Annotated in this window: 10 protein-coding genes and 1 pseudogene; 8 read left to right on the top strand and 3 right to left on the bottom strand. The window is 41.7% G+C overall.

Annotated elements, in window-relative coordinates; genetic code table 11:
- Positions 1 to 140 precede the first annotated feature (140 nt).
- Positions 141 to 1,121, top strand: coding sequence for an NAD-dependent epimerase/dehydratase family protein (locus tag PX636_RS07145; protein WP_288116594.1), 981 nt, complete (start codon positions 141 to 143; stop codon positions 1,119 to 1,121).
- A gap of 22 nt (positions 1,122 to 1,143) precedes the next feature.
- Here the strand turns inward: PX636_RS07145 and PX636_RS07140 are convergent, their stop codons facing one another.
- Both PX636_RS07140 and PX636_RS07135 read right to left on the bottom strand, forming a co-directional pair.
- Positions 1,144 to 3,852 (bottom strand): bifunctional acetate--CoA ligase family protein/GNAT family N-acetyltransferase, encoded by a 2,709-nt coding sequence (locus tag PX636_RS07140; RefSeq protein ID WP_288116593.1) that lies wholly within the window; start codon positions 3,850 to 3,852, stop codon positions 1,144 to 1,146.
- 198 nt (positions 3,853 to 4,050) lie between these two features.
- Positions 4,051 to 4,263 (bottom strand): annotated as a pseudogene (locus PX636_RS07135) (hypothetical protein).
- 55 nt (positions 4,264 to 4,318) lie between these two features.
- Between PX636_RS07135 and gcvH the strand changes: the two are divergent.
- From gcvH to PX636_RS07120, 3 genes are all read left to right on the top strand, one after another.
- On the top strand, positions 4,319 to 4,714 hold the full coding sequence (gene gcvH, locus PX636_RS07130; protein ID WP_002773620.1) for a glycine cleavage system protein GcvH: 396 nt from the start codon (positions 4,319 to 4,321) through the stop codon (positions 4,712 to 4,714).
- A 159-nt stretch (positions 4,715 to 4,873) separates the two neighbouring features.
- The gene (gene moeB / locus PX636_RS07125; RefSeq protein WP_002798071.1) at positions 4,874 to 6,046 is read left to right on the top strand and encodes a molybdopterin-synthase adenylyltransferase MoeB; all 1,173 of its coding nucleotides are present in this window, start codon (positions 4,874 to 4,876) and stop codon (positions 6,044 to 6,046) included.
- 250 nt (positions 6,047 to 6,296) lie between these two features.
- Positions 6,297 to 6,878, top strand: coding sequence for a hypothetical protein (locus PX636_RS07120; protein ID WP_288116592.1), 582 nt, complete (start codon positions 6,297 to 6,299; stop codon positions 6,876 to 6,878).
- 135 nt (positions 6,879 to 7,013) lie between these two features.
- On the opposite strand, the gene PX636_RS07115 is transcribed toward PX636_RS07120, so the two are convergent.
- Positions 7,014 to 7,481, bottom strand: a complete 468-nt coding sequence (locus PX636_RS07115; protein WP_002798067.1) for a DUF29 domain-containing protein — start codon at positions 7,479 to 7,481, stop codon at positions 7,014 to 7,016.
- 300 nt (positions 7,482 to 7,781) lie between these two features.
- Here PX636_RS07115 and PX636_RS07110 point away from each other — a divergent pair, with 300 nt between their 5' ends.
- The 4 genes from PX636_RS07110 to PX636_RS07095 all read left to right on the top strand — a co-directional run bounded on the left by PX636_RS07110 (position 7,782) and on the right by PX636_RS07095 (position 11,698).
- On the top strand, positions 7,782 to 10,532 hold the full coding sequence (locus tag PX636_RS07110; protein ID WP_288116591.1) for a DNA methyltransferase: 2,751 nt from the start codon (positions 7,782 to 7,784) through the stop codon (positions 10,530 to 10,532).
- A 152-nt stretch (positions 10,533 to 10,684) separates the two neighbouring features.
- Positions 10,685 to 10,921, top strand: a complete 237-nt coding sequence (locus PX636_RS07105; protein ID WP_012266189.1) for a hypothetical protein — start codon at positions 10,685 to 10,687, stop codon at positions 10,919 to 10,921.
- Complete coding sequence (locus PX636_RS07100) at positions 10,918 to 11,346, top strand: type II toxin-antitoxin system VapC family toxin (RefSeq protein WP_002798064.1); 429 nt, start codon at positions 10,918 to 10,920, stop codon at positions 11,344 to 11,346. The genes PX636_RS07105 and PX636_RS07100 overlap by 4 nt, the downstream gene beginning before the upstream one ends.
- A 178-nt stretch (positions 11,347 to 11,524) precedes the next feature.
- Positions 11,525 to 11,698 carry a hypothetical protein gene (locus PX636_RS07095; RefSeq protein WP_288116590.1) on the top strand — a complete coding sequence of 58 codons (174 nt, stop codon included), beginning with the start codon at positions 11,525 to 11,527 and terminating at the stop codon, positions 11,696 to 11,698.
- Positions 11,699 to 11,706 lie beyond the last annotated feature (8 nt).

Raw genomic sequence — 11,706 nt, 5'->3', positions numbered from 1 at the left:
CCCCATGTCAATATTTATCATCATTGGGCAAGAGGAGCGCACAACTCTACTAAACTGGCAATAGTCTTTGCTCAATCGGCTGTGTATTTTTTCAATAAACATGGTTGGAAATTTTACTAAAATTAATTGAATAATTAATAATGAAAAATGTTTTAGTTACAGGTTCTACCGGCTTTATTGGCAGCCACTTACTGCCAACTTTACACCAACATAACTACCAGATAACAGCTGCAATTCGCCAGAAATTTGAGTTTCCCGCAACCCTGTCAATTAAGGCTATTCAGGTGGGTGAAATTGATGATATAACCGATTGGCAAGAAGCATTGCTAGGCATTGATACCGTTATTCATCTAGCAGGACGCGCTCATATCCTTCATGAGACTATATCCAATCCAGAAGCAGCATTTATAAAAGTTAACACTAAGGGGACTATTAACCTAGTTAAGCAGTCGCTAAAAGCGGGAGTTAAGCACTTTATTTTTGTCAGTTCTATTCATGCTATGGCTGCCGAAAGTGATGATATTCTTAACGAAAATTCTCCCTGTCACCCTGATAGTCCCTATGGTCGTAGTAAATTGCAAGCAGAACAAGCTTTAATTCAACTAGCAAAAGATAGTGACATGACTTGGACGATCCTTCGTCCTACTCTAGTTTACGGATTGGGTAATCTGGGTAATATGGAGCGCTTGATGAAACTAATTAAACGGGGATTACCTTTACCTTTTGGTGCGATCAAAAATCGTCGTAGTTTTGTCTTTGTGGGTAACTTAGTTGCTGCCATTATTACCTGTTTAGATCATCCTAATGCCGCTAATCAAATCTTTTTAATTAGCGATAACCAAGCTGTTTCTACTCCCCAATTAATTCGACTCATTGCTCAACAAATTCAACAACCCTGTCGATTGCTGCCCGTCCCCACTACCTTACTTAGATTCTTAGGTTCTCTGGGTGATAGGGTAGAATCTATAACAGGGAAAAACCTCCCTTTTAACAGCTATAATATCGATCGCTTGCTTGGTTCTCTTGCCGTTGACTCTAGCTATATTCAAAAAACTTTGGATTGGCAACCTCCCTTTACTTTAGAGCAAGGATTAGCTCGAACAATTCAGCCAGAAAATTAGTGATCAGCTTGTCAAAAAGACTTCATAATTCAAGTTCCGCTTTGACAAAATCGGCAGTTTTATAGAGAGAAAACCCCACTTTAGCGGCTATCATCTGCATAGCGCGATTATCCCTTAAAATTTCCCCTTCGATTCCCTCTAATCCTTCCTTTTTGCCAATAGTGACTAAACGCTGTAGTAATTCTGTACCAATTCCTTGACCTTGATAGTCATCCCTAACTAATAGGTCAAATTCCGCCACATTAACGCCGTGCAGTTTATTTAAGCGTCCTATAGCGATAATTTCTCGCTCTTCCGTCTGATCTTTATTAATCTCTACCACTAAGCTCATTACTCGATCGTAGTCGATAAAACAAATGCGCGTAAGACGATCATAAGCGGTTTGGCGATCGAGATTGACAAGATGAAAATAACGATAATAAATGGTTTCTTCCGAGAGATAATGGTGAAATTGTCGCACTAAAGGCTCATCCGCTGCCCGAATTGGACGAATTAGCACCTTTAATCCTCTTTTCGTCCTCCAAGGCCCTATATAATGTTCGGGATAGGGACGAATCGCCGGATGAGATAACTTTTCTGGGGGAGTAGTTGGAGGATGAAGAAGGATAGAAGCGGAAAGGGCGATTAATTGCTCTGAATCGGCAAAAAAGGGATTAATATCGATAGTTTTAATGCGAGGTTGTTCACTAACCAGGTGGCTAAATCTCACGATTATTTGCTCCAAATTCGCTAAATTAAGCGATTTAAGCCCATTTGTCCCGTTAAAAGCCCGATAAATCTTGGTTTTTTCTAAAAGTCGGCGCGCGAGATTAGTATTTAAAGGAGGTAGAGCGGTGGCGTAATCTTGAAAAATATCGACTAAACGGCCACCAGTGCCGAAAATTATCACCGGTCCGCACTGATCATCGTAATTAGAGCCGATAATTAACTCATATCCTCGATCGATTTCTAACATCGGTTGAATACTCACCCCGAGAAAATGCTCCCCACCCACTTGTGCGCTAACATTAGCTTCGATCGCTTGATACGCTTGCACCACTGCCCTAGGGGAAAAAAGCGGCAATTGTACCCCACCCACCGCGCTTTTATGGATAATCGTCTGGGAATGCAGTTTCATCACCACGGGATAACCGAGAGATTCAGCGAGATTAACTGCTTCTGCGGCACTTTCAGCAATTTTAGTGACAATAACAGGGATTCCATAAGCTTTGAGTATATCTAAAGACTCTGGCTCACTGAGAATTGTTCTATCCCCTGCTTGCTCGATAATCTGGCTCACTAAAACTCGATCGGAGCCATTTTCCTGAGAATTGGTTAAAATTGGCGTTTGATAAAGACCGCGCAGATTCTCTTCATATTTCCAGAGCAAATTAAACACCCGGGCCGCCGAATCGGGATAGCGATAGGTGGGGATACCCTGCTGATTTAATAACGCTACCCCCTCTGCAATGCCCTCTCCCCCCATCAAACTTGCTAAAATGGGTTTTTTGCTATTTTCAGCGATTGAAGCGATTCTACAGGCGATTTCTCGCAGATCAGTGTTAAAGCGAGGCGAGAGAATCATCAACACCGCGTCGGTATGTGCATCCGCTAAAGCGATCTCTAGGGCGCGAGCGTAGCTATCGGGATCGCTGCCGCGACGCAGATCGATAGGATTTTGGGGGACAATATCCGCGGGAACAAGAGGAGCTAGTTTTTCGATCGTTGCGGGGGTAAGGGTTGCCAGTTGTCCATCTTCCGCCAGTAAAGCCGAGGCCGCTAAAAGAGCGGGAGCCACACCATTGCTGATGATTGTCAAGCGTTTTCCCCGGGGAAATCGGGGAATTTTCGCTAAAACTTGCGTGATATTCAAGAGATCGGCCAGTCTTTGTACTTCCACGATGCCACAACGAGCAAAGGCAGCGGAGAGAGTTAGCTGATCGCTGGTCAATTTGCCAGCATGGGAAAGAGCGGTGGGGTCAAAGTCGGTACTGTGGCGACTAATGGCGATAATTGGTTTATTTAGGGCAACTTCTCGGGCCGAGGACAGAAAAGAGCGGGCATTATTCAGGGATTCCAAGTAGATAACGATGCTTTTGGTTTGGGGATCGTCTCCCAAATAATAGAGTAATTCGCCCCAATCCACATCTAAAAGGACTCCGAGGGAGATAAAGTGACTAAAACCGACATTTTCGCTTAAACTCCAATCAAGCACGGCAGCAGCGATCGCCCCACTTTGACTAATCAGGGCAATTGAACCAGTTTTCGGCAGGATGGGGGAAAAGGTGGCGTTAAGATTTTGGCTTATATTGCAGATTCCTGAGCTATGGGGACCGATGATGCGTAATTTTTGACCAGCGATCGCTTTAATTTCCCTGAGTAAATTTTCCCCCATCTGGCCGGTTTCCCGAAAACCCGTGGAGAGAATCAGGGCGCATTTAACCTGTTTTTCGACAGATTGGGCGATAATAGCGGGAATTTCGGGAGCGGGGGCGGTGATAATTACCAGATCGATCGCCGCCTGGATATCCTCTAAACTGCTATAGGTGGGAAGATCGAGCCGGTTTTCGGGTTGAGGATTAACTAGATAAAGACGGTGCTGACCGGGATTATGATGGAGATTATTTAAAAGAGTGCGATCGAGTTGGGGATTTTGGCGATTAAATCCCACCACAGCGATGGTTTTTGGCTCAAAAAAGGCTCTTATAGTTTGATGTTCGCCACCACGAGGCTCTAAGATGGAATTTAACATAAGTAAGCTAGGAGGCATTTAAACTGGGTATTGTTAAGTGAGCTAAAAAAGCAGCTAACCCTTACTGTTCCAGTGTTCCGGTGTTCCCCGATCGATCTAAACCAATTTTAGCTGTTTAATCAGGGTTCGATCGGCGTAATTAATTTTGTCTAGGTAGGGTTGGCTGAATAAATCTAAAAACTTGGTTGGATAAGGTTTTCAGACTTTTTTTCCCTCAAAAAGTGCCGACCATTGGAGTGATGGGGGGAAAATTTTAGGGACTTTTTCCCTGAAAATTAGGTAATTGACCTCCTCAAAATCGGTAAAACCCTACACCCCACACCCCACACCCCACACCCTGCCACCAGGAAAAACTTTTTCACCAAACCCTAGGCAGCGATCGGCAATAAAACAGCCCCACCCAATCAACATTTTCCCCAAGAGATCTAGTAAACTATCTGATGCTGTAAATATTTAGAGACAGACGATGGAACTGGAATATCCCGAGGATTTGAGATACCTAGAAACCCACGAATACGTCAGACTCGAAGGTGAAATCGCTACCTTGGGAATTAGTGCTTTTGCCGTCGATCAATTGGGTGATATCGTGTTTCTAGAATTGCCCGAATTGGGAGAGGCACTGGAAGTGGGTAGTAGTTTCGGCACGATTGAATCGGTAAAAGCGGTAGAAGATCTTTATCCTCCCGTCTCGGGAACCGTAGTCGATCGCAATCAAGCGATGATTGACTCCCCCGAATTAATTGCCGATGATCCCCACGGGGAGGGTTGGTTATTAAAAGTGCGGGTAGAAAATCCCGATACTGCCTTGGCTGATACCCTCTCCGCTAGTGAATATCGCACCCAAGTGGCAGGGGAAAGTTAACTAATATTAACAACACGGAGCCAGACCCTCACACTATCATAAGCATAGAAAGAATTGAAAATCCAGGAAGCGATCGAGTCTTCCTGATTTTTGTCTCTAAACCGTGCTGAGACGAAATTCTTGCCCGAATCGAGTGAGGTTTCACTATTTACCCAATCTATGCTAAATCCTAATCTCGCGGCGATCGAACTTTCCAAAGAGGAGGTTCAACGCTACTCTCGACACATTATTCTGCCCGAAGTGGGCTTAGAAGGTCAAAAAAAACTAAAAGCCGCCAGTGTTCTCTGCATCGGCACTGGGGGACTCGGTTCCCCGCTTTTACTCTATCTAGCGGCGGCTGGCATCGGTAGAATCGGTATTGTTGACTTTGATATCGTCGATAGTTCCAATCTGCAACGTCAAATTATTCACGGCACTTCTTGGGTAGGCAAACCGAAAATTGTTTCCGCTAAGGACAGAATTCTAGAAATTAACCCCTACTGTCAGGTGGATTTGTACGAAACCCGCATAAGTTCCGAAAATGCCCTTGACATTTTAGCCCCCTATGATGTAGTCATCGACGGGACGGATAATTTCCCCACCCGTTATCTGACTAATGATGCTTGTGTTCTTCTCGACAAACCCAACGTCTACGGCTCAATTTTCCGCTTTGAAGGACAAGCAACCGTTTTTAACTACCAAGGCGGTCCCAACTACCGCGATCTCTATCCCGAACCGCCACCACCGGGGATGGTTCCCTCCTGTGCGGAAGGCGGCGTTTTAGGAGTTTTACCCGGGGTAATCGGCACAATTCAAGCCACAGAAGCCATTAAAATTATCCTCGGCGCTCCGGATACCCTCAGTGGTCGTTTACTGCTTTACAATGCTTGGGAAATGAAATTCCGTGAGTTAAAATTGCGCCCGAATCCCATCCGTCCCGTCATTGAAAAATTAATTGATTACGAACAATTCTGCGGTATCCCGCAAGCGAAAGCACAAGAAGCAGCAGAACAGAAAAAAATGACAGAAATGACCGTAGTAGAGTTAAAAGCACTAATTGACAGCAATGCCAATGATTACATTCTCATCGATGTGCGTAATCCCAACGAGTACCAAATCGCTAATATCCCCAACTCGGTGTTAATTCCCTTACCCGATATCGAAAATGGTGCGGCAATTCCCAAAATTAAGGAATTAGTCAACGGTTATCGTCTTATCGCCCATTGTAAGATGGGGGGACGTTCCGCTAAAGCCCTCGCTATCCTCAAAGAGGCAGGTATCGAAGGAATTAACGTCAAAGGTGGTATCAGCGCCTGGAGTCGCGAAGTCGATTCCACTGTACCAGAATACTAATTTTGTCCCTTGGGTTTTGGGGTGTTAGGGTGTTAGGGTGTTAGGGTTTTGGGATATTAGTTGAATTTCCCCATTCCCTATCCCCCCATCTCCCTAGGGTTGATTCAAGGTAGGGTTGATTCATGAATCAACCCTACCCCATTCCCCCATCTCCCCCATCTCCCCTGTCCCCATCTCTGTGTTCCCTGTTCTCCGTGAATCTGTTAAGATCAGGGCGAGTTAGCCTTAAAATCTTGGGTGTGAGCAAACAATGAAAAACCATATTAAAAAAATTGCTAGTTGGAGTGCGATCGCTACTATTTCCCTTGGCTTAGTAGAAATGAACCGAACAGCGATCGCATTTGGCAACAATAATCAATTTAGTGCCTGTATCAGTCAGATTGTCCGCACGGGAGTCAGTCCCGAAGATGCCGCCACCGCTTGTTCAGAAGCATTAATTCCTAAAGAATTATCCCGGTGTGTGGTGATGATTAAATCCAAAACCCCGATCGATGGTAATCTGGCTCTGCAAGCTTGTTTTCAAGTGCGTCGTCCTATTGACCTAGGTAATTGTGTGGTCGATATCCATCGCGCTGCCCCCTTATTTGCCACTAATTCCCTCAAACAAACGGAAACAGCCAAGGAACCTGATAAATTAGGGATTTCTAAACAGGTTTTAGATTCCTGTCGTCAAAGTTTATTACCCGGGCGCTTTTCCGAGTGCGTTATCGCTGTCAGTCGTGATGTGGACAAAAATAACCCCTCCCAAGCTTTACAAACCTGTTTAAGTGCCGAGGATTTCCCTAGAGATCTATTCCCCAGTTATCCCCAAAATCAAGACCAGAGACCTTAATCAAGATTATTTCCACGAATATCCCAGAGATTCCCTATCCGGACTCGTTGAGCGGTAGGGAGGGATAAACTTGATGCTGATTTGGTAGAAGCGAGAAAGATTGCGCTCAGAGCCTTACTTATTCGGCAAACTGGGTCAATTGCCATAGAAGTTCTCATCTAAGATTTGCTCTTGGGAGAAAGGACAAATTTGAGGATAATCATTTTCTGAGGGAATGGGAACACCAAATTGAGCAAGTTTCCCTTCCTTAATTGCCACTTGACGAGCATCTAGATAGGCTTCCTGGATAGCAGTTTCTAGATAGGATTTGAGGGAAGGCGTATTGCGTAAGTTTTTCTCAATGCGCTGGCGATGCTCAATAATAGAACAATACCAGCTATCCTTCATTGATGGCGGTGCGTCGTGCTGTACTTTTAATTTGAGCAAGTGAGCCAAAAGAATCATCAAATTACTTTCTAAAGTTCTTTTTTCCGATTTTCCCAACTCGGTTAACTCCTCAATTAAGTTATCAGTATCCAGCGCAGCAAATTCCCGCTTCTGTAGGTGATTAATTGTTGTTGCGAGCCACAATTGAAAATCTTGTTCGTAGAGAGTCTTGGACATAGCGATAAGTTGTTCGTTCGTGTCAATAACTGCATTGATATAGCGTTTACGTTTGAGTCTTGGACGCTATGAGGGCGCAAGTCTTGCGCCCCTACAGGTGTCTTTCCACGTTTCATTTGAAAACACTATAACTAAGGGAATACAATTCTCAAGGCGTTGCTAATTTCTAGCTTCCCTTGTAGTTTATCAAAAAATCACCTAAGATGAAAGCTATCTGTATCCCTTGCTGACTGTCTATGGCTCCCTACACCATTTTCTACTATCTTTGAGCAAACCCGCAAAAGATAAGGAATTAAAACTATGCCTTTAAGTTGGAATGAAATTAAAAATCGCGCCATCGCTTTTCAAAAAGAGTGGGAAGGAGAGACTTCAGAAAAAGCAGAATCTCAATCTTTTTGGAATGAGTTTTTTCATGTCTTTGGCATTTCACGGCGTAGGGTGGCCAGTTTTGAGCAACCGATCAAAAAAGCCGATAATAAACAGGGTTTTATTGATTTACTCTGGAAAGGAACGATTTTAGTTGAGCATAAATCGAAGGGGAAAGATTTAGAAAAAGCCACACAACAGGCTAAGGATTATTTTCCCAATTTAAAGGAACATGAGTTACCGCGTTATATTTTAGTCTCGGATTTTCAACGGTTTAAATTATATGATTTAGATTCGGGCAATCCATGGGAATTTGAATTAAGTAATTTTGTTGATAATGTTCATTTATTTGATTTTATTGCTGGTTACGAAAAGCGAGTTTATAAAGACGAAGATCCCGTCAATATTCAAGCGGCCGAGTTAATGGGAAAACTTCATGATTGCCTCAAAGAAATTGGTTATATCGGGCATGATTTGGAAGTTTATCTAGTGCGTTTATTATTTTGTTTATTTGCCGATGATACGGGTATTTTTAATAAGGGGATTTTCTGGGAATATATCGATCTACATACCAAAGAAGATGGCAGTGATTTGGCGATGCACATTGCTTATATTTTTCAGGTTTTGAATACACCAGGAGACAAAAGATTAAAAAATCTCGATGAGAATTTAACTCAATTTCCCTACATAAATGGCAAGTTATTCGAGGAGTCGTTACCTTTAGCGGCTTTTGATAGCAAGATGCGAGTCATGTTATTAGAAGCTTGTGCTTTTGATTGGGGAAAAATTTCCCCGGCTATTTTTGGTTCTATGTTTCAAGCGGTAATGAATCCAAAAGAGCGACGCAATTTAGGGGCGCACTATACCTCCGAGAAAAATATTCAAAAGGTGATTAAACCATTATTTTTAGATGATTTACACAGAGAATTTGAGAAGATTAAAGGCAATCGCAATAAATTACTAGAATTTCACAAAAAGATTGCTAATTTATATTTTCTTGATCCTGCCTGTGGTTGCGGCAATTTTTTAATTATTACCTATCGAGAGTTACGCGATTTAGAGATTTTGGTATTACAGGAGTTAGATAAAACGGGGCAGTTAGTAACAGATATTAGTACCATTATTCAGGTAGATGTTAATCAGTTTGCTGGTATTGAATACGATGAGTTTGCGGTGAGGGTGGCGGAGGTGGCGATGTGGTTAATTGATCATCAGATGAATATTAAAGTTAGTAATACTTTTGGTCAGTATTTTGTGCGTTTACCATTAAAGAAATCGGCAAAGATTGTTAATGGAAATGCCTTGCGGATTGATTGGGAGGAAGTTATCTCAAAAGAGAAGCTCAATTTTATTTTAGGAAATCCTCCTTTTGTGGGGCATCATTACCAAAATTTTGATCAAAAAGAAGACTTAAAGCTAGTTCTTGATAAAATTATTGGATCAGGGGTTATGGATTATGTATCAGCATGGTTTTATAAATCTGCTCAATTTATTCAAAGCACAAAAATCAAGGTGGGATTAGTGGCGACTAATTCTATTTCTCAAGGGGAACAATCATCTATCTTATGGAATGTTTTAATAAACGAATTTAATATCAGTATTCATTTTGCCCATAGAACTTTCAAATGGAGTAATGAAGCTAAAGGTAATGCTGCGGTTCATTGTGTGATTATTGGATTTGCTAGTTTTGAAGCTAATGAAAAATATCTATTCGACTATCAGACTATAACCAGTGAGCCGCTTTTAATAAAAGCCCAAAATATTAATCCTTACTTAATCAATGCAAACAATATTTTGGTTTTTAATCGAAAATATCCTCTCTGTAATGTCCCTAATATGATGTATGGCAATAAGCCAACAGATGGAGGCAATTTTATTTTATCTGAAGAAGAAAAAAATACTCTTGTCTTAAAAAATCCTTTGGTGATTAAATTTATCAAACCTTTTATTAGTGCTAGAGAATTTTTAAATGGTGGCAAAAAATGGTGTTTGTGGCTACTCGATATTAAACCCGATGAACTAAAGAATATACCTGAAATTTTGGAGCGTGTGGAAGCCGTGAAGCAATTCAGATCAAAAAGTATTGCAGCTTCAACTCGAAACTATTCTTATCATTGTTTATTTCGACAAATCACACAACCCAAATCAGACTATATTCTTGTACCTAGAACTACGTCAGAAAATAGAAAATACATTCCCATTGGCTTTTTTACGGCTGATAATATCGTCAGTGATACTTGTCAGTCTATTCCGAACGGCGATTTATATTTATTTGGTATTCTTACTTCAGAAATGCACATGGCATGGGTTAAATATGTTTGCGGACGATTAAAAAGTGATTATCGTTACTCAAAAGATATTGTTTATAATAACTACCCCTTTCCAGAAAATATCACCGACAAACAAAAACAAACCGTCGAAACCTGCGCTCAAGCTGTGCTAGATACAAGGTCAAAATATCCTGATAGTAGCCTTGCGGATTTATACGATCCTTTAACCATGCCTCCCGACTTGCTCAAAGCTCACCAAAAACTTGACAAAGCCGTTGATTTGTGTTATCGTCCCCAACCCTTTACCAGTGAATTAAACCGTATTGAATACCTCTTTGAACTCTATGAAAAATTAACCGCTCCCCTACTCCCTACCAGCAAACAAAAACCCGCAAAAAGAAAAAATCCTCAATAACCGAAAATGCTTGCTTGTATGCCTTTCGCTTGTGCCAAGGCTCTGCCTTGACAGACAATATTTAAGGAGCTGCCTTAAACTATTCTTCAGGTAGAACCTGGGAACGAGATGATGAGATAATCGTTATTAGGGTTTTATACAATTCCAAGGATATGACAAAGCTATTAGAAGAGGCGATCGCTCAAGTCAAACAACTCCCCGAATCAGAGCAAAATAAGATTGCCGCAATGCTCATAAAGCAGCTTGAATCCAGATCCCCAGAGTATGATTTTTGGGACGAGTTTGACCAAATCTTAGAAGAGTGCCAGATGAATACAGGAACTTCCGATTTGTCCTATCAGCACGATCATTACATTCACGGGCTACCCAAGCGAGAGCTAGAATCGTGAGGAAGGTTTTTGTTGATACGGCAGCCTGGATTGCCTTAATTAATGTTGATGATGTTTTTCATGAACAAGCCAAGCGTGTTAAGGCGAATCTTCAACAACAGAAATGTCAGCTTATAACAACAGATTTTGTTTTATTGCAAGTGGCTGATGCTCTGGTTTCGCCGAAAATTCGCTCTCAAACAATTAGATTTATTAATCACCTCAACAATCTAATTGGTTTACAGATTATACCGCTCAATAAATCTCTTTTCGATGAGGGTTGGAAACTTTATAGTCAGCGTCTTGATAAAGATTGGGGGCTAACTGATTGTATTAGCTTTGTCATTATGCAGCAAGAAGTAATTACATTAGCCTTTACATCAGATCGGCATTTTGAACAAGCAGGGTTCACTCGACTGCTAAATCCTTCATACAGTGAACAGTGAACAGTTATCAGTGGAAAAAACTGATATGGCGCTATTGAGAGGAATGATCTAAATTGAAGTTGAATTTTCTAATTCTAATGAAGTATTGGGAAATATAGAATGACCTCCTCTTCCTCTTGTGCCAATTGGCATATAATATCTCTAAATCGATGATTTAAAATTTAAGGTTGAAAAATTTATGTCTCAAGTTATTAGTACCCGACTCCCCGATCGCACAGCGGAACGACTTAAACAGTTGGCCCGCCGATTAGGAAAAACCCCTAGTGAAACCAGCGCAATTTTAATTGAGGAATCCCTCAGAGAAAGCGAGTTCCCCTATATTGAATTTCGCCAGTCTCCTACTGAGTCTTGACTGCTTCT

Origin of the sequence: Microcystis sp. M53598_WE2 (genome assembly GCF_030067735.1) — a bacterium.
Classification (GTDB): domain Bacteria; phylum Cyanobacteriota; class Cyanobacteriia; order Cyanobacteriales; family Microcystaceae; genus Microcystis; species Microcystis aeruginosa.
This window is presented reverse-complemented; position numbering and strand designations above follow the sequence as displayed.